Source organism: Acinetobacter lwoffii (assembly GCF_019048525.1).
Classification (GTDB): domain Bacteria; phylum Pseudomonadota; class Gammaproteobacteria; order Pseudomonadales; family Moraxellaceae; genus Acinetobacter; species Acinetobacter lwoffii_K.
Window position 1 is genome coordinate 1231373 of sequence record NZ_CP077369.1, and the last position, 17878, is coordinate 1249250.

Annotated in this window: 17 protein-coding genes; 6 read left to right on the plus strand and 11 right to left on the minus strand. The window is 44.6% G+C overall.

What is annotated here, in order from left to right:
• The first annotated feature begins 27 nt into the window (after positions 1 to 27).
• Positions 28 to 1107 carry a 3-isopropylmalate dehydrogenase gene (leuB, locus tag I6L24_RS05735; protein ID WP_004278493.1) on the plus strand — a complete coding sequence of 360 codons (1080 nt, stop codon included), beginning with the start codon at positions 28 to 30 and terminating at the stop codon, positions 1105 to 1107.
• Between the two features lie 73 nt (positions 1108 to 1180).
• Here leuB and I6L24_RS05740 read toward each other — a convergent pair whose 3' ends face one another.
• The 3 genes from I6L24_RS05740 to infA all read right to left on the minus strand — a co-directional run bounded on the left by I6L24_RS05740 (position 1181) and on the right by infA (position 2459).
• Positions 1181 to 1579, minus strand: a complete 399-nt coding sequence (locus I6L24_RS05740; RefSeq protein ID WP_216986523.1) for a hypothetical protein — start codon at positions 1577 to 1579, stop codon at positions 1181 to 1183.
• A 144-nt stretch (positions 1580 to 1723) separates the two neighbouring features.
• Entirely contained in the window at positions 1724 to 2104 is a 381-nt protein-coding gene (locus tag I6L24_RS05745; protein WP_005250613.1) for a hypothetical protein, read from the minus strand.
• A 133-nt stretch (positions 2105 to 2237) separates the two neighbouring features.
• The gene (infA, locus tag I6L24_RS05750) at positions 2238 to 2459 is read right to left on the minus strand and encodes a translation initiation factor IF-1 (protein WP_001284370.1); all 222 of its coding nucleotides are present in this window, start codon (positions 2457 to 2459) and stop codon (positions 2238 to 2240) included.
• Between the two features lie 231 nt (positions 2460 to 2690).
• On the opposite strand from infA, the gene I6L24_RS05755 reads away from it, so the two are divergent.
• Complete coding sequence (locus tag I6L24_RS05755) at positions 2691 to 3698, plus strand: AraC family transcriptional regulator (RefSeq protein ID WP_005107962.1); 1008 nt, start codon at positions 2691 to 2693, stop codon at positions 3696 to 3698.
• A 62-nt stretch (positions 3699 to 3760) separates the two neighbouring features.
• On the opposite strand, the gene I6L24_RS05760 is transcribed toward I6L24_RS05755, so the two are convergent.
• The 6 genes from I6L24_RS05760 to asd form a co-directional block, all read right to left on the minus strand.
• Positions 3761 to 4912 carry an IS4-like element ISAbe18 family transposase gene (locus I6L24_RS05760; protein WP_005261725.1) on the minus strand — a complete coding sequence of 384 codons (1152 nt, stop codon included), beginning with the start codon at positions 4910 to 4912 and terminating at the stop codon, positions 3761 to 3763.
• A gap of 156 nt (positions 4913 to 5068) precedes the next feature.
• Positions 5069 to 5866 (minus strand): tRNA pseudouridine(38-40) synthase TruA, encoded by a 798-nt coding sequence (gene truA, locus I6L24_RS05765; RefSeq protein ID WP_005261726.1) that lies wholly within the window; start codon positions 5864 to 5866, stop codon positions 5069 to 5071.
• Between the two features lie 14 nt (positions 5867 to 5880).
• Positions 5881 to 6849: an asparaginase domain-containing protein gene (locus I6L24_RS05770; protein WP_005261727.1), complete on the minus strand. Its 969-nt coding sequence runs from the start codon at positions 6847 to 6849 to the stop codon at positions 5881 to 5883.
• A 47-nt stretch (positions 6850 to 6896) separates the two neighbouring features.
• Positions 6897 to 8213 carry a hypothetical protein gene (locus tag I6L24_RS05775; protein ID WP_005261728.1) on the minus strand — a complete coding sequence of 439 codons (1317 nt, stop codon included), beginning with the start codon at positions 8211 to 8213 and terminating at the stop codon, positions 6897 to 6899.
• A 66-nt stretch (positions 8214 to 8279) separates the two neighbouring features.
• Entirely contained in the window at positions 8280 to 9866 is a 1587-nt protein-coding gene (locus I6L24_RS05780; RefSeq protein ID WP_004729474.1) for a FimV/HubP-related protein, read from the minus strand.
• Positions 9867 to 9986: 120 nt separating this feature from the next.
• Positions 9987 to 11105 (minus strand): aspartate-semialdehyde dehydrogenase, encoded by a 1119-nt coding sequence (gene asd, locus I6L24_RS05785; RefSeq protein ID WP_005245919.1) that lies wholly within the window; start codon positions 11103 to 11105, stop codon positions 9987 to 9989.
• Positions 11106 to 11293: 188 nt separating this feature from the next.
• Between asd and I6L24_RS05790 the strand changes: the two genes are divergently transcribed.
• Positions 11294 to 12424 (plus strand): endonuclease/exonuclease/phosphatase family protein, encoded by a 1131-nt coding sequence (locus I6L24_RS05790; protein ID WP_005261736.1) that lies wholly within the window; start codon positions 11294 to 11296, stop codon positions 12422 to 12424.
• Positions 12425 to 12747: 323 nt separating this feature from the next.
• Here the strand turns inward: I6L24_RS05790 and I6L24_RS05795 are convergent, their stop codons facing one another.
• Positions 12748 to 13683 carry an LpxL/LpxP family acyltransferase gene (locus I6L24_RS05795; protein ID WP_005261737.1) on the minus strand — a complete coding sequence of 312 codons (936 nt, stop codon included), beginning with the start codon at positions 13681 to 13683 and terminating at the stop codon, positions 12748 to 12750.
• Positions 13684 to 13790: 107 nt separating this feature from the next.
• Entirely contained in the window at positions 13791 to 15695 is a 1905-nt protein-coding gene (locus I6L24_RS05800) for an ATP-binding cassette domain-containing protein (protein ID WP_005261739.1), read from the minus strand.
• 33 nt (positions 15696 to 15728) lie between these two features.
• Here I6L24_RS05800 and I6L24_RS05805 point away from each other — a divergent pair, with 33 nt between their 5' ends.
• The 3 genes from I6L24_RS05805 to I6L24_RS05815 all read left to right on the plus strand — a co-directional run bounded on the left by I6L24_RS05805 (position 15729) and on the right by I6L24_RS05815 (position 17866).
• The gene (locus tag I6L24_RS05805) at positions 15729 to 15974 is read left to right on the plus strand and encodes a SlyX family protein (protein ID WP_004278477.1); all 246 of its coding nucleotides are present in this window, start codon (positions 15729 to 15731) and stop codon (positions 15972 to 15974) included.
• Positions 15975 to 16341: 367 nt separating this feature from the next.
• Positions 16342 to 17346 (plus strand): hypothetical protein, encoded by a 1005-nt coding sequence (locus I6L24_RS05810; RefSeq protein ID WP_005261740.1) that lies wholly within the window; start codon positions 16342 to 16344, stop codon positions 17344 to 17346.
• 70 nt (positions 17347 to 17416) lie between these two features.
• Complete coding sequence (locus I6L24_RS05815; protein ID WP_004647398.1) at positions 17417 to 17866, plus strand: hypothetical protein; 450 nt, start codon at positions 17417 to 17419, stop codon at positions 17864 to 17866.
• Positions 17867 to 17878: the final 12 nt, after the last annotated feature.

Genomic DNA, 17878 nt, shown 5'->3' on the forward strand with positions numbered 1-17878 from the left:
AATCTGACGTTTTAAACGGAAAATCTCATGTCTAAACAAATTTTGATTTTAGCTGGTGACGGCATCGGCCCTGAAATTGTAAAAGCCGCAGAGCAAGTACTCACACGCGTAAATGAAAAATTTAATCTCGATTTGACATGGGAACAGGGCTTACTCGGTGGTGCAGCCATTGATGCACATGGTTCACCGTATCCTGAAGTGACCTCTGAACAGGCTAAAAAAGCTGATGCGATTTTACTCGGTGCCGTGGGCGGTCCAAAATGGGATACGATTGAGCGCTCAATTCGTCCGGAACGTGGTTTATTGAAATTGCGTAGTGAACTGAACCTGTTTGCTAACTTGCGTCCAGCCATTCTTTATCCGCAATTGGCTGATGCTTCAAGTTTAAAGCCTGAAATCGTAGCAGGTCTGGATATTCTGATTGTGCGTGAATTGACCGGTGGTATTTACTTCGGTCAGCCACGCGGTATCCGTGAACTGGAAAATGGCGAGAAACAAGGCTATAACACTGACGTTTATTCAGAATCTGAAATCAAGCGTATCGCCAAAGTCGCTTTTGAAATGGCCAACTTGCGCGGTGGTAAAGTATGTTCAGTGGATAAAGCCAACGTGCTTGAAGTAACTGAACTGTGGAAACAGACAGTGACTGCGCTGAAAGATGCCGAATACCCTGAAATTAATTTATCGCATATGTATGTCGACAATGCCGCAATGCAACTGGTGCGTGCGCCAAAGCAGTTTGACGTGATTGTCACCTCGAATCTGTTCGGTGATATCCTGTCTGATGAAGCTGCGATGTTGACCGGTTCAATCGGCATGTTGCCATCGGCATCTCTGGATGAAAATGGCAAGGGCATGTATGAGCCTTGTCATGGTTCTGCACCAGATATCGCCGGTCAAAACCTGGCAAATCCATTAGCGACGATTCTTTCGGTGGCGATGATGTTGCGTTATACCTTCCGTGAAGAAGCGGCTGCTAAAGCGATTGAAGATGCAGTAGGTCAGGTCTTGGATCAAGGCTTGCGTACGGCAGATATCATGTCTGAAGGCATGCAAAAAGTCGGTACGGTTGAAATGGGTCAAGCAGTCGTTGCTGCATTGAACTAAGCCTGTTTTGATTCAAAAAAACGCAGCCTTGAGCTGCGTTTTTTTATAATAGAAATTCCAAAGCTTAAACCCCTTAACAGGTTCGGCCTGTGGTGCGTACCGCGGTCGCAATATTATCTTTGAGTAAGAAGGTGATTTTACATTGCAATTTGACGTCGTAGCCGCCGGCAGGACTTACTGAGACAGGAATCGGTACAGTGCCTGTCCCTGTGGCAGGAAACTGCGCTACAGGCAAAGGAATGGTAATGGGGCGTTGTACCACATAGCTTAATTGCTTGGCGCTGCGTTCAGGCCCACTGATCTGCTGGTAACCTAAACGTTTTAGATCCAAAGTTTGATCGATCAGTTGGCTGCTTTGCCCAATGAACTGTTGTAAATAGGCATCACACTGTGCAGTCGTTGAGGAGGTGGTGGTGCATGCACTAAGCAAACCCAAGGCTGTGCAGCATGCTAAAATCAGTGTGAACTTCATGAGTTGTCCTCACACCAAATAAAATGAGTGTAAGCGCATTCCATGCAAAAATACTGTTGTGATTTGATACACGGTAGAAGTTTAGCGTGGTGAGGTTGATCCCTGATTTAATTAGATACAGGCTTTGAACTCGATGAGTACAGCTTAGCAAGCTCTACCGGTATAGCGGATGGCTTGAACAATTTCATTTTTTAGGTCAAACCAGATTTGGCATTTCATCTCAATGTTATAACCACCATTTGAGGGCATCGGCATTGGTGCACCGATCGAGATACTCTGACTAATATTCGGCGTGGCCATCGGAATATTCATATCCCGAAAAATAGTGTAGCTGAGAGATTCTGCGGTTTGAATCGGTTGCTGGGAGGTCTTGAATCCCGTTGCGCGAAGATCAAGCTGGCTACGAACCTGTGCTGCAGTTTGACCCACATAAGGTTGTAGAGACTGATGCAGATGCTGATTGCCGCCGGTAGCGCACGCAACGAGAAACAAGCTGGAAAGTAGGGGTAAGCATTTCATATTCATTGTTTTTATACGTGTTGTTTTAATTCAATGAATAGTTGTGAATTTATAGGCCTGTGTCAAATTATTTTATTGATTGATAAATAATTCAAGTAATAAAAAAGCCACTAAAAGTGGCTTTTGCTTGCGCTAAAACTTAGCGTGCACGATATGTGATACGACCTTTAGTCAAATCATAAGGTGTCATTTCAACCTTCACACTGTCGCCAGTCAAAATACGGATATAGTGTTTACGCATTTTACCAGAGATGTGGGCAATCACTTCGTGACCGTTCTCTAAACGTACACGGAACATAGTATTAGGAAGCGTCTCGGTGACAACGCCTTCGAACTCGATGAGTTCCTCTTTATTGGCCATAGCCTACCTGAATGAATAAATTGGAAAGGCGCAAATTATAGTCAATTTTTTTGCAAAATACAAGACGAAACGGGCGTTAGACTGATCATCTGCCAGTAAAATAGGCGAACTGTCACGATAATTTTTTTAACTAAAAAGACACCTGTTTCTGTTGTCAGTTTGGTCAATCACAGTTAATCTAAAATTAATCTTTTTAAGTATAAATGAAGTACATACAAGGAAGGCTTTTGAGTGAGTCAGCTAACGGATGCATCAGTCGTATTGCGTTTAGGCTATCAGGCGATTCGTCGTGCGGGGTTGCCAACAGAAGAACTTTTGACCAAAGCAGGAGTGGCTTTAAATCAGGTGGAAGCCAATGACCGTACCCCGCTGAGTGCCCAATATGCCTTTTGGGTGGCGGCAGAGGAAGTCAGCAAGGACCCGGACATTGGATTGCATCTGGGTGAGCACCTGCCACTTTATCGTGGTCAGGTCATTGAACACCTGTTTGTTTCATCTGAAAATTTTGGTGAGGGACTGAAACGTGCTTTGGCTTATCAGCGACTGATCAGCGATGCCTTTGCTGCCAAATTAGTGATTGAAGATGATCGCTGCTATTTAACCAATGGTGAACAGCCTTTTGCTGAGAGTCTGGTCAATCGTCATTTTACTGAATGTGCTATGTCAGGTGTACTGCGTTTCTTTAAATTTATTACCGAAGGGCGTTTTGAGCCGATTTATATCGATTTTAATTTTTATAAAGGGGCACCTGATGATGAATACTTCCGGGTTTATGAGTGTCCGGTCAGTCTAGGTCAGAAAGAAACTCGTTTGTATTTCGATCCGACTATCCTGGAATATCCGCTGTGGCAGGCTGAACCTGAGCTGTTGCAGCTGCATGAGCAACTGGCCATTGAAAAGCTACAGGAACTGGCAAGATATGATCTGGTCGGTGAAGTCCGTCGTGCGATCGGCTCTACTTTGGAGAGTGGTGAAACCACACTGGAAACTGTAGCAGCACAACTGAATATCACGCCACGCCGTTTGAGAACGCAACTGAGTGAGGCACATACCAGTTTTCAGCAGATTCTCTCGGATTATCGTTGTCGTCTGGCCAAGCGTTTGCTGGCGAGTACCAATGAGAGCGTCGAGCGGATTGTCTATCTGACCGGTTTTTCCGAGCCAAGTACCTTCTATCGTGCCTTTAAACGCTGGACCAATGAAACGCCAGTGGAATATCGGAAGCGGAAGCAGCGTTAAAAATCCCTCCTAACCTCTCTTTAAAAAAGGGAGGAATTCCCCCATTGCTGTCCCACAATTTTTCACAAGAGGAAGCTCATTTGAGCTTCCTCTTGTTTTATGGGTATTTTATCGGGTGAAAATAAAGCTTTTAAAGTTCTTCTTTCAAACAAATTCACTTGAATTATTCTGAGTAAACGTTGAACTGTCCAACCTGTTTTCCCTAAATGTTGAGCGAAACTCACCAATAAATAGGCGATCATCGCAATCCAGATTTGTGTCTGAATTGCGTTCCTGCTGCGGCCTAGAAACGCTTTTAATTTGAGATTCTGCTTAATCGCCTTAAAGAACAGCTCAACTTTCCAACGATCTTTATAAATCGCCGCAATGGTGGAGGCGGCTAAATGAAAGTTATTGCTGAGAAAGCTAAAGTGCTTGCCACTTTGCTGATCTCTATATTCAATTCTTCTTAACACTGGGGCTTTTCTTTTTAGGGCATGTGCGCTATTCAGCTGAATGGTTTCATCTTTTAGAATACCTTTGGATTCAAGCACTGGATGTTGCTGGATCACCTGATACACAGATTTAGGCCTAAAACGTGTGACAAATCCAATGTTTTGAGCAGTCAGATTTGCATACCATTGGTAATCGACATAGCCTTTATCAAAAACTACAATGCTGCCAGCAGGAAACTGGAATTTGCGGCCTTGTACCATGTCATTTTCTTTGCCATTTTCAACTGCAACAAACTCAGGAATATCATTGCTGTGATTCAATCCTATGCTGAGTTTCATGCTGGCTTTTGAGTCGTGAACTTTGGCCCATTCACATAAGGAAAGCGACAGGTCAATATGACTGGCATCCAAGGAATACAAGGGATTCTTAAAGCGAAATTTATGAGCTACTTTCGAGTGTTCATAGTATTTAAGCAACTTGTAAAATAGCTGTTGATACAAGGCAGCAGGCTGCTGCTCATTGATTCGTGCCAGCGTGCTTCGGGGAATAGATTTTGCTCCGAGATGACTTAGCTTTTCCTGTTGGCACTCCAAATTGGATTGAATATCTCTCAGACTTTGCCTACAAGAGAATTGAGACATCAATATGGCAATAAACTGATCCCACCGGGAAGCCGCTCTAAATTTCTGTCCAACATGGTGTACTTTAGCAAGTTGTTCAAAATCCTGTCGCACAACAGGTTTAATTAGCTCATGAAATACGGTATTCTGATGTAACAAAACCTGAATCCTGGTCGTTAAAGTGTTTGTTTGCACTCATATTTTAACTGTTAGGACTCAGGTTTTTTTATTTAAAGCAAACTATGGGACAGCAGTGGGAATTCCCCTCCTTTTAGGAGGGGTTAGGGGAGGTAAATATTCTAAAAAATTTAAAAACTATTCCGGCATATTCAGCCAATGTGGACCTAAGGGTAACTCCGGTAATTCAAACTGCGCCGGATAGTCAGCATGAATAAAATACAAACCATCTGCTGGTGCAGTCACGCCTGCGGCTTTACGATCTTCGGCAGCGAAAATAGTATCAATATGATCGGCAGCGTACATACCCTGACCAATTTCCAGTAAACAGCCCATGATATTGCGCACCATATGGTGCAGAAAGCCATCGGCTTGAATATCCAATACCAGATATTGACCATGCTGAATCAGGTGGCAATGGCTGACATGACGAACGGGCTGATTGGACTGACAGGCTGCGGCGCGGAAGCTTTCAAAGTTATGCGTGCCTTCAAACTTTTTCGCGGCGTATATCATCTGTTCAACATCAAGCGGTGCATAGACATGGGTGACCTGTTTATGCAGCAATGCCGGGCGTACAGGGTGGTTGTAGACCACATAGCGATAGCGGCGCGCCTGTGCCTTAAAACGGGCATGGAAGCTGTGATCCATTTCTTTGATCCACTGGATCGAGATGTCTTTAGGGAGTTGGCTATTGCAGCCCATCAGCCAGCCACGTTCAGAACGCACGGCATCAGTATCAAAATGTGCCACCATGTTGGTCGCATGTACCCCGGCATCCGTGCGGCCGGCACCCTGTAGGCTAATCGGTTGATCGGCAACTCGGCTCAGGACCCTTTCAATGGTTTCCTGTACGCTTGCAACTCCCGGCTGTTGAGTCTGCCATCCCCGATAATGCATCCCACAAAACTCAATTCCCACCGCAAAACGCTGCATAATGACCTCAAACCTTATTGATCGTACCAATGACGATGCCATTGCTCTACAGTGTCGTATTGTAAATACATTTTCAGGGCTTTTGCATACAGATCCGCATGTCCATAACTTTCATTCAGCAAAATTTTGCAGTGATTGACCCATTCGGCAATAGCATAGCGCTGATCCGTCGCACCAAAAGGCACTTGGGTGGTCAAGACGGAAATGCAGCCCTGCTCATAGAGTTGATCAATGAGCGCAATCATGGTGTCATTGACCGCCAGGTTGCCAGTGCCAAAACCTTGCAAAAATAGAAAATGCGGTGGTCGAGCCAAGAGGTTGTTCAAGTTATTCAGCTGCTGAGCCAGATCAATCGGCTGCATCATGATGCTCATGCAGTTGAATTCAGCCGCTTTCGCAATATCTTCTACCTTGACCTGATAACACGGTTGATGGGTCTGGATTGCGATATTGGCCTCAAGACCTGCAAAGGCATTTAACTCGGTAGTATGCTGTTTCAGTGCAGTTTGCGCATGTAGCAGCTGATGATGGAATGCCAGATAGACTCCGGCGCTACAGGTGCTGACCGAATCTAATGCAAATTTCAGGTTATCCAGGGCATCGCTAAATTCACGCTGTTCATTGTCTTGAGCATTCAGCAACGGATATTGGCTACCGGTCAACACCACATGCGCCGAGTTTCCAATAAAATGTGCCAGTACTGCACTGGCATAACTCAGTGTATCTGTACCGTGAATAATCACAAAATGCTGGATCTGCCGCGATTGCAATTGCTGAATAAACTGTACCAGTTGCAACCAGTCGGTTGCTGTACAGGCACTACTGTCCTTAATAGCGGGTGCATGATAGCATTCGACGAAATAATGCTCTGCGAGTATCTGTTCGAGCTTTGGAATAAATAAATCAGCAGGCATCGGTGCAAGAGGGTCTCCCACACAGCCGAATGTGCCGCCCATATAAATTAATGCAATATTTTTTATCATAAAAAAAGCAGCCAATTATTGACTGCTTTAGTGTAAATCGAAATGCATCAAGATGCGATTTGATTCAGTAATTGCTCGGCGCGTTGTTGTTGCTCAGGAGTATATTCAGCTTCTCGCTCCGCAATGACTTCACGAGCAGCGGTATAGGCACCGAGTTGAATATATTGCTGGGCAAGATCCAGGTTAAGACTTGCTTCATTAACATCCAGTAATTCCGGGAAAGATTGCACCAGCGGATCATGCTGGTCTATCGTTGCCTGAGCTGGTGTAGCAGGAAGATCGAAATTCATCGCTGTCGCAGCAGGTGCTTCTGGCGTGGTTTCCAAATGATCTAATTTAAAATCCATGCCTGATAGATTGGTTTGTGACGCTGGTTCTGCCACAGGTGCTGCAGCTGTCAAGCTAGACAGGTCAAACTCAGTCGCTGGCACAGCCGTTTTTTCAGCTGCTGGTACAGGTGTGTCAAGTGAGAATGAAAAATCGAGAGGCTTGATTTCCTCAGTCACAGTTGGTGCTGTTTCTACTGGAGCAGATTGTTCCAAATCCAGTTTAAAGTCTAAGACAGGTGCCGTTTCTGTTACTGCTGTAGTTTGAATATCTGTAGATGTACTCTGAAATTCAAAATCTACAGAAGGAGCAGCAGGTACAGGAGCCTCTTCAGCTTTTGGTGTTTCTACTGGGGTAGTCTTTGGTTCAAAATTAAATTCAAGTGGCTGAATATCTGTTACAGGTTCTGCAACAGGGGCCGGCTTGCTTGATTGAAAGTCCTGCTGCAATTGTTCAAATGCCAGTTCATTTGAAGGGGCCGGTGCAACCAGATCGGCAAAAGCATCTGAAGTTGAAGTAGCTTCCTGCGCAGAAGAAGTTTTAGGCTGGGCACTTGGGAAATCAATGGTATCTTGTACAGCAGATGAAGATTTTTCAAATTCACGCTGTTTCGCTTCAGCTTGCGCCAGAATCTCATCTAAATGCAAAGAGCGGATATGGTTGAGCAGCTGTGAAATCGCAAACTCATCTTTTTGTAAGATATGAATATCCAATAACAACAGATAGAGTTCATGCTGGGAATTATCCCGATTCAGTGCCTGATTAATCTGTGCTTCGGCCGCAAAAAAATTACGTTCCTGAATCAGGCCTTCAATTTTCTTGCATGTTTCTGCTGATAATGGCGTTGCTGATTTTTTTGTGACCCCGACTGGCTCCACTACTTTGGTTCTTTGTGGAGCAGCTTTTGAAGCAGAGCCAGGTTTTTTCGCTTTTACCGTTTTAGTTTTTGCTTTATCTGATTCTTGAGCATCTTGTCGTTTTTTAAAGACAATTAATACGATGATCAATATCACTAATGGAATCACATAAATCAGCATGTTTTACCCCTTGGGGATAGAGTAGTTTAAGTTCGCCTATCCCAATAAATCGTCATGTGTAACTTTTTAATTAATTGGCTTCTTATCTGCTTGTTGGGCTTTGAGCTGTTGTTGTAGCTGGGCCAGACGCGCATTTAATAACTGAATTCTGTGATCCTTCTGATTGAGTGCCAATTCTAATTCAGTTACGTTTCTCTGTAATTTAACGGTTTTTTCTCGGGCTGTCATAACTTTTAATGACAATTCCTTTGATGTTTGATTGCGTTCTGTGTTCTGGTTTGCAGAAACTTGCCCGGAATCGCGCTGGTTCTCAGCCACTAGGCTCATTTCTGCCTGATTCAGGCGGTATTTAGTCTTGCCAGTAGGCTTAGACGGTAGCTCGGTTTGCTTTGCCGCAGTGACTTTAATAGGCGCAGGTGTAGGATGAGTCGTATTTAAGTTCAATGCAGCACCTTTACGTAGACGATTGGCATTTCCTCCAATAAAAGCATGCTCATTGTCTTTTTTAATTTGTTGCATGACTTCATTGACCGGGCGCTGCTGCTGTTGAGCAATTCGTGAGGCAATTCCCCACAGTGACTCATTGGATTGAACTACATAAGTAGGTTGAGTCTGATTCGGAGTTGCTTTGACTGGTGAAGCTTTTGTAGTAACTGGAGCTGGAGTTTTCACCGGATTAGCTGATCCAGTTGATTTTCTGGCTTGTTCCTCAGCAAATTTTTTCACCAATGGATCACTGGAAGCAGTTTGATGATCAGAATGGGACTCTACAGCTTTCTGCATATTTGCTTTATTTGGTGCTGATGCACTTTGATTTGCTGGTATCGTACTGGTTGGTTTGTTTGTAGTCGAGGCTGCTGCAGGAGCCGGCGATGCAAGAGTTGCTTGTGAGGTCTTTACTGAATCTGAAAGCGCCGCTGCAGTTTTAACTGGGGCTTGAATATCGGGTGCAGTTACAGCCTCGCTTTTAAGCACAGGCGCAATCGCTTGCGCCTGAATCGCTGGACTTGATGTCATTACAGCTGGTGCAAATGCAGTTTTAGGAATGGAAATATTCGATAATACAGGTGGTGCTGTGCGTTGCAATGCCAATGGCTTTTCTAAAACCGGTGGCTTATTTGAGGCAGCGGAAGCTGCTGTACTGTAATGGCTACTTACGGGTAAGTTGAGTGCAATATCTTTTTCACTGACGACGACAACTGGTGCAAGCGGGCGTTCATTCTGTTTGAGACTAGCTTTTAATAAATCAGTTTTAGCTTGTAAGGGCGTACGGATATGTTGCAGACGTGCAGCATTGCCTTCCTTGATTTTGACAATAATATTCAGCTCGCGCTCTGTCATGGGGCGAGAAGAAGTAATAGTAATAACCCCGGTGCCATTATTGCTGCGCCGAGTAAAAAAGTTCAGATGACCAGGTGGCTGATGCGATGCACCTATCGAGAGTAAATCTTCAGGTGAAGCCAGACTGACTTCAATCGGCAAATTGATATCAGACTGCCGAAAAGTCATTTCTGCGTAGAGTAATTCCCCTGGGGCAGACTGAATCTGAACCGGATCTACATTAATCGCATAAATATTTTGTGAAGCGACAATGGCTAAAATGGCAAGCTTTAATTTGTTATATACAGTCATCTTAATCGTGAGCTCAGTCATTATCGCATAGCGAAAATTATAGATTAACGGGATGTTTGTTTTTTGTAAAATACTTACGCAATAGTTACATAAAAAAGCCGATCAATAAAGATCGGCTTTTGGCTTTATATCCAAAGGATATTAGGCATTTTTATAATCAATCAGAATACGCAGCATACGGCGTAACGGCTCAGCGGCACCCCAAAGCAACTGGTCACCTACAGTGAATGCACCCAGATATTCTTTACCCATGTTCAGCTTGCGCAGACGGCCTACTGGAACGCTTAAAGTACCTGTTACAGCAACAGGCGTCAGATCAGTCATCGATGCTTCACGAGTATTTGGAACCACTTTAGACCAGTCATTGGCACGTGCAATGATGTCTTCGATTTCATCCAAAGGTACATCTTTTTTCAATTTCAGGGTTAATGCCTGAGAGTGACAACGCATGGCACCAATACGCACACAGTGACCATCAATCGGTACGATCTGCTGATTGCCCAGAATCTTGTTGGTTTCAACCTGACCTTTCCATTCTTCTTTCGACTGGCCGCTTTCCAGCTGCTTGTCGATATAAGGAATGAGTGAGCCAGCCAAAGGAACGCCAAAGTTTGCAGACGGGAAGCCTTCACCACGTTGTAATTCAGCAATTCTAGAGTCGATATCCAGAATTGGAGAACGCGGATCATCTAGCAACTCTTTGGTATTGTTATATAAATAACCCATACCATTGATCAGTTCACGCATGTTCTGTGCGCCTGCACCTGAAGCGGCCTGATAGGTCATTGAAGTTGCCCATTCCACCAGATTGTTCTGGAACAGACCGCCCAAGCCCATCAGCATCAAGGAAACTGTGCAATTACCGCCGACAAAAGTCTTGGTGCCTTTGACCAGACCGTCTTTGATCACATGCATGTTCACCGGATCAAGTACGATGATGGCTTCATCATCCATACGTAAGGTCGATGCTGCATCAATCCAGTAACCGTTCCAGCCTTCAGCTTTCAGTTTCGGGAAAACTTCAGAGGTATATTCGCCACCTTGACAGGTAATAATGACATCCATTTGCTTCAGACTGTTAATGTCTGATGCATCCATAAGTGCTGGGGCGGTCTTACCGCCAAATGCCGGCGCTTCACCGCCTGCATTACTGGTAGAGAAATAGAATGGCTCAAAATGAGCAAAATCATTCTCTTCAACCATACGTTGCATAAGGACGGAACCAACCATCCCGCGCCAACCGACCAGACCTACTTTCATGTCACTTTGCCTCGGTGCGTTAAAAAATCAAAAGGGATTCGAGTGTACCAAAAAGGGACTCAACTGCAAGAGCTACACAATCAAAACATCAATATTCTTGAGAGAAATATCTGCTTTATGATACATACAAAATTGATAACGTCATTTTTCTTTTAGAAAAAATAATAACTTAATTAAGAGCGCAGTTTATGATATGGGTTATCCAAATTCTGGCAATCATTGTCATTTGGTTAAGTTTTTGGTCACTGATACCACGCGATGAATGGTGGATTCGGGGTGCGGATTTTCCACGCTTACAAATTCTGGTATTGGGCTTTATCGCCTTTATTCTTTTTCTCCTGGTTGATCATCCCTGGAACTGGTTGAATCAGCTGCTTTTTATCGGTCTGATGGCAGCTTTGGCCTATCAGTTGAAAATGGTATTGCCCTATACCTTTATCTGGAAAAAACAGGTCAAGCAGGTCAAGCATGATCAGCTGGATCCGCAACGTCAGATTTCCCTGGTCGTTTCCAATGTACTTACTACCAATACCAAATATCATTTACTGATCGAGCAGATCCAGATTCATCAGCCAGATCTGGTTTTGACTCTGGAAACCGATCAAAACTGGCAAAATGCACTCTCGGTGATTGAAGCTGATTATCCTTATCGCGTGCCTGTGCCTTTGGATAATCTGTATGGCATGCATCTATATAGCAAGCTCGAACTGAGTGAAACTGAGGTTAAATTTATTCTGAGTGATGAAATTCCCTCCATTCATACCACGGTGATTTTACGCTCAGGACAACCGGTACAGCTCTACTGTCTGCATCCCAAACCACCCAGTCCGACCGAGGCCAAGGATTCTACCTTGCGTGATGCTGAACTGCTGATTGTCGGTGATCAGATTAAAGATCTGGATGAAAGCTGTATCGTCATGGGCGATCTGAATGACGTGGCCTGGTCACGTACCACACGCCTGTTTCAACGCATTAGTGGGCTGCTGGATCCGCGGGTAGGACGTCATTATGTGAATACTTTTCACGCAGATTATCCTTTTTTCCGCTGGTCGCTGGATCACGTCTTTCATAGTACCGATTTTGCCTTGGTACACATGGAGCGTTTACCGCATGTAGGTTCTGACCATTTTCCGGTCTTTCTGGTATTACAAACCGGTCGGGTATTCGAGCATATTCAGGAAGAATTAGAACAAACTGATAAAGATGAGCAGGAAGCACAAAAAGCCATTGAAGAGGGCATTCAGAAAGCAGAGAAAGAGGAAAAAATAGTCACTGATGAAGTTGCCCTGGCTTATAAAGAAGGGGGCAAAATCTCATAGGTTTTTAGAAGAAAAGTGTACGATATTGCTTACAACAGTTTACGCTTCTTGCGAATGGGCAGGGGTTGGGAATCTGGGTATTCTAGGTTTATCAGCACAGGGAGTCGAGAAAGGATATTCTCATAAGGAAGACGAAGCTGAATGAAAACATCATGGATATGATGCTGAAAGGGAAATCACAAAAAAGCAGAACGAATTATAATATGTGAAAGCACAACCTCATTAACCCGAGTTTTACAGGATGTAGAGCTCGGGTTAAATTATTTCAATTACTTAAACATGATTTTAAGCTATAGCCCTTCAAATTCCGTGATCAAATCGATTTAGTAAATTGATTTATAACCTTCAGGGCGAGTCTTAAAACGGCGGTGGAACCACATATATTGGGTCGGTGCGATGCGCAACTGCTGCTCAATCACCCGGTTCACGCGAGTGGCATCTTCAACTTCATTCTCACTAGGGAAGTTTTCCAGTGCCGGTTCAATGAGCACATGGTAGCGCGGATTGTTAATATCGCCATGACGGTAGAAATATAAAGGAATTGCAGCCGCTTTGGTCATTTTCAGTAAACGGCGATGTGCGGTTACAGTCGCCGCAGGCACGCCAAAAAAAGGTGCCATCACGCCTTGTTTTAAACCATAATCCTGATCCGGACTGTACCAGATCGCATGGCCATTTTTCAGGTTACGTACCAGACCGCGCATATCATCATGGTCAATCTGATTGGCATAAATTGTGGCGCGACAACGGTAAATCAGCATGTCCAAAAGTGGATTATTCTGCGGACGATAGACTACATCCGGTTCAAAATATTGTGCGCAAAGATAACCACCCGCATCGAGCAAAGTTGAATGCGTGCCTAATAACAGCATGCCTTGGCCTGCGGCTTGTGCCTTCTGAATATGTTCCAAGCCTTCAATACTGACGCGGCCCTGAAACCATTTCGGACTGTACCAGGCATTCAGCGTCTCAAACACCCCCAGCATTTGATCGATAAATACCTGACGGGCATTGTCCTGTACCTGCTTTTCAGACCATTCGGGAAAGCAGACTTCCAGATTACGCAGCGTGGTTTCACGGCGTGATTTCAAGTATTTAAAAGAAAGGTGGCCCAGCAGGGACGCCAGACGATGCTGAATGGCCCAAGGTAAGATCGCCAGAATCATCAGGAAAATAATGCCTAGCCATTTGCCCCAATATTGAGGTAACAGGAATGACCATTGAAATTCACCGGGTTGATATGCAGGCTGAGTACTCATAAAACAATTTAGGGCCAAAAGATTAAATGCAGTCTAACAGAGAAGATTATTGAAATAAAAAAGCATCTGTACGAATACAGATGCTTTAGTAAAAGCTCGGGGAATATTTAGCCGTTACTTAGGTTGTCCAGTTCTTCCCAACGCTCTAATTTTTCCAGTAACAGCTCATCAATTTCGGATAAGCGTTTAGACAGTTTCAGTGCTTTATCGGAATCAGTCACAAATAAAGAGCCATCAGCCAGTTGTGCATTGATCTCGACCTGCTCTTTTTCTAGCGCTTCCATCTCAGCTGGAAGCTGTTCGAGTGCACGCTGGTCCTTGTAGCTAAGCTTAACTTTCTTGGCAGCGACCGGTGCCGCCTCAGCTTCTGCTTTGGCCATGGCTTTTTTCACGGCACTTTTTTGGTCAACCACGGTTTGATCCGGGCGCTGTTCAAGATAATCCTGATAACCGCCAACATATTCGTCAATATTGCCCTTACCATCAAAGACCCAAGTGGATGTTACCACGTTGTCCATAAAGGCACGGTCATGCGAGATCAACAGCAGGGTGCCTTTGTAGCCACCCAGCATCTCTTCCAGTAACTCTAAAGTCACCATATCCAGGTCGTTGGTTGGCTCATCCATCACAATCAGGTTCGATGGTTTCAGCAACAGTTTCGCTAGCAGGATACGGTTGCGCTCACCACCTGACAAAGCTTTGACTGGGGTACGGGCACGTTCTGGCGAAAACAGGAAATCTTGTAAATAACTATAGATATGACGACGGTTACCATTCACATCCACGTGGTCAGAACCTTCTGAGACGTTATCTTTAACAGATTTTTCCAGATCCAGCGCATTACGGAGCTGGTCGAAATAGGCCACTTCTAACTGCGTACCGGTCTTCACCGTACCGCCATGTTCTAGCTCGCCCAGAATGGCTTTAATGAGGGTAGTTTTACCGACACCGTTATCACCGACCAGACCGATACGGTCGCCACGGAGGACAAGTGCAGAGAAGTTGTTGATGATCGGTGCATTGTCACCGAATTTCACACTCAGGTTCTCAATTTCAAACACCAGTTTGCCGGAACGGTTGGCATCCTGAGTCGCCATCGTCACTTTACCTTGTTGCGAACGACGTGCTCTAGATTCTTCACGTAATGCTTTTAGGGCACGGACACGACCTTCGTTACGGGTACGACGGGCTTTAATCCCTTGACGGATCCAGACTTCTTCCTCAGCCAGCTTTTTATCGAACAGCGCATTTTGCTTTTCTTCAGCTTCCATTTGCTGGGCTTTCAGGTCTAGATAACGTGAATAGTTACCTTCATAACTACGCAGTTGACCACGATCCAGTTCAACAATACGGGTAGCAATGCTATCGACAAAGGCACGGTCATGCGAAATGAACAATAGGGTCAAATTATTTTGATCGAGCAGGAATTTTTCCAGCCATTCGATACTTTCAACGTCTAAATGGTTAGTCGGTTCGTCGAGTAACAGGACATCAGGTTGGGTAAGTAAAGCACGTGCTAGCAAGACACGACGTTTACGACCACCAGACAAATCGGCAAGATCTGCATCCGGGTCCAGGCCCATTTTGCTTAAAATCGAATTGACCTTGGTTTCCAGGGCCCAGCCATCCAGCTGATCCATTTTGTGTTGCAGGTTGCCCATACGATCACAGGCGTCCATGTCACCTAGTACACAAGCTTCACTGGCAGCATGATAAGCACGCAGAACTTCTGACGCTTCACCAGCGCCATCTGCCACGATATCAGCCACTTTACCTGAATCCATCGGTACATCTTGCGCCAGCATGGAAATGGTAATGCCGTTTTGTAATGAAACTTCGCCGTTGTCAGGCAGTAAACTTCCTTCAATCAGCTTAAGTAAGGTAGACTTACCCTCACCATTACGGCCAATCAAACACACTCGTTCGCCGCGTTCCAAGTTAAAATTCGCGCCGTCGAGCAGGGCGGGTCCACCAAACGCAAGTTGGACATCCCTAAGGGTAATATAGGCCATAATGTTTCCTGAAATCCCCAATGAGGACTTTAAATGACTAAACAACAAAATCTAAATGATCAGGCGTCATTTTCCGCACCCATTGAAGATTTGCAAGTGCGAATTGCATTTTTAGACGATTTAGTTGAACAGTTGAATGATCAGGTGGCCAAACAGACCCTGGAAATTGCTGACCTGAAAAAGCAAATGACGCTGTTATATCAACGTGTTGAGTCTTCAGATCTGTCTGAAGGCATAGCAGAATTTGATCCGGTTGCAGACCGACCACCGCATTATTAATTTGCAACCAATGATTTAATCAACAATAACCCTTAGCTGATCTAAGGGTTTTTTATTGAAAAATAAAAATGAGTCAATCTATAAGATGATAAAAAGAGAAGTATTTTTGTTTTGAATGGGCTTTTAAATTGCCTTAAACACGCATATAAAAGTAATAAAGTGCAACGCGATGATCAAGTGTAAAAGAATTTTCCTGTTGAAAACAAACATTCGCGCTTGCAAACAGATTTCTTGCCGGCATTTCATAAAATGCAGTTTGGCCCTCTGCCGAAACAGGGCTGCACCCATTCAGCCATAAAATTATTTGACCTTTCACTCACTTCCTACTCTAATACCGGCTCTCAGGTACATTCCGGAATTGCGTCCCATGCACCCAAAAGTTGTTCTACTCGACCTCGAAAATAATTTCCCTACAGCCAAGTTAATGCGTGAGATTGTGGCGCATTATTCGACTTTATATCTGTTTAGCTGTGCCGGAAAATTTGAATTCTCCTTAGAGGATTTAACCGAGCTTGCCGGCTGGATTAGCAGTGGTCAGGTGGTGGTACTGGACACGCCTGAATCGCCACAAAAAGAATATGAATATGCGGTCATTGTCGGTCAGCTTATGGCGCTACTGGAGCCGGAAACCGAGGTTGAATTGATCTCGGCGATGGACAGCTGCGAGATGTTGCAGCAGATGCTGCAAGCTTCTGATATTCCGTGTCACCTAATTCAGATTCAGCCTGATGAGACAAACATTCCAACCGATCAACCTAAAAATCATCTTCCGAGTCTGGATACCATCAAGAACAAACCTGCCTTGCAACTGGTGAAAAAATACTGTGATGCGTTAGGGAAAATGAGCGGCAAACCGAATACGGTGGAAACCCTAAAAAACTCAGTGGCGAATATTCTGCAAGTGATGCCGGTAAAAGCTCAGCATGTGGTCGGCATGTTGATTAACCTGAAAATCGTCAAACGCTATGATGAGCAAATCAGCTTCCGCAAAAAAGTTTTGAAACAATGGCTGCAACTCAATCTGGATGAACAAAGCCCGGTTGAAAATCCAAAACTGGATCAGGTCATTTCCCAACTGAAGGCAGAAGAAGCTCCAGTTGAATCTGAAATACTCAAGTCACCAATCCAGTCGGCACAGCAAGACCTGTTCAAGAACTTTGGCCGGATCGATCCGGTACAACTGGAAGTGGCGCGTAAACTGCGTGAATTGCAGGGCGATAAACCCAAAGACATTTATGAGCTGCGTGATTTACTGGAACAGTTATTTCCAAAATCGGACATCCGCTTGCTGCTGAAGGAGTTGATCGAGAAAGGTTATATTTACTGGAATGGTCACGAAATTTTATATAGTCATGAAATGTTCCTGAATTAATTTTATCGTGCAAACTTGCGTTTTATATTGTGCTTATGCAACTCTAATAATAGAACATAAAGGTTGAACTATGGAAAACACTGGAATCTGGGTGACGGTGGTCATCATCATTTTCGTCATAGGGTCGATTTTCGGGTTGCGCGTGAGCCCCCGAGAAAAAGCCTTGGGCCTGATGCGTGACAAAGCCCGTAAAATGGGTTTGCATCCACGTCTGGTGGTGGCACCGGACTGGACCAAAATCCCGAAGGCGACTGAAAGTCGTGCCAGTATGGTCGCGTACTACAGTGTGCTGATGCCAGATGCGCGTTTGCCCTTGATGCGCGCCCGTGTTGTCGATAATAAACTCGAAATCGTGCAGGGTGATGAGAAATTTAAAGATTTTCCCATTGCATTAAAAGGCATTTATGCTATTGATATGCAGGCCAACTGTGTCGGCATGTACTGGGATGAAGAAGCTGATTTAAGAGCGACCCAACTCGACGACATCAAAGCACTGTTACACGCTTTGGCTGAACTTTAATTTAGAAATAAA

What these genes read in the sequence shown, in the direction of transcription:
- I6L24_RS05800 (WP_005261739.1), bottom strand. Translation starts at nt 15,695, where the DNA reads ATGGCCTATATTACCCTTAGGGATGTCCAACTTGCGTTTGGTGGACCC.
- I6L24_RS05775 (WP_005261728.1), bottom strand. Translation starts at nt 8,213, where the DNA reads ATGCTGATTTATGTGATTCCATTAGTGATATTGATCATCGTATTAATT.
- I6L24_RS05740 (WP_216986523.1), bottom strand. Translation starts at nt 1,579, where the DNA reads ATGAAGTTCACACTGATTTTAGCATGCTGCACAGCCTTGGGTTTGCTT.
- I6L24_RS05790 (WP_005261736.1), top strand. Translation starts at nt 11,294, where the DNA reads ATGATATGGGTTATCCAAATTCTGGCAATCATTGTCATTTGGTTAAGT.
- I6L24_RS05815 (WP_004647398.1), top strand. Translation starts at nt 17,417, where the DNA reads ATGGAAAACACTGGAATCTGGGTGACGGTGGTCATCATCATTTTCGTC.
- asd (WP_005245919.1), bottom strand. Translation starts at nt 11,105, where the DNA reads ATGAAAGTAGGTCTGGTCGGTTGGCGCGGGATGGTTGGTTCCGTCCTT.
- leuB (WP_004278493.1), top strand. Translation starts at nt 28, where the DNA reads ATGTCTAAACAAATTTTGATTTTAGCTGGTGACGGCATCGGCCCTGAA.
- I6L24_RS05795 (WP_005261737.1), bottom strand. Translation starts at nt 13,683, where the DNA reads ATGAGTACTCAGCCTGCATATCAACCCGGTGAATTTCAATGGTCATTC.
- infA (WP_001284370.1), bottom strand. Translation starts at nt 2,459, where the DNA reads ATGGCCAATAAAGAGGAACTCATCGAGTTCGAAGGCGTTGTCACCGAG.
- I6L24_RS05805 (WP_004278477.1), top strand. Translation starts at nt 15,729, where the DNA reads ATGACTAAACAACAAAATCTAAATGATCAGGCGTCATTTTCCGCACCC.
- I6L24_RS05810 (WP_005261740.1), top strand. Translation starts at nt 16,342, where the DNA reads ATGCACCCAAAAGTTGTTCTACTCGACCTCGAAAATAATTTCCCTACA.
- truA (WP_005261726.1), bottom strand. Translation starts at nt 5,866, where the DNA reads ATGCAGCGTTTTGCGGTGGGAATTGAGTTTTGTGGGATGCATTATCGG.
- I6L24_RS05780 (WP_004729474.1), bottom strand. Translation starts at nt 9,866, where the DNA reads ATGACTGAGCTCACGATTAAGATGACTGTATATAACAAATTAAAGCTT.
- I6L24_RS05770 (WP_005261727.1), bottom strand. Translation starts at nt 6,849, where the DNA reads ATGATAAAAAATATTGCATTAATTTATATGGGCGGCACATTCGGCTGT.
- I6L24_RS05745 (WP_005250613.1), bottom strand. Translation starts at nt 2,104, where the DNA reads ATGAATATGAAATGCTTACCCCTACTTTCCAGCTTGTTTCTCGTTGCG.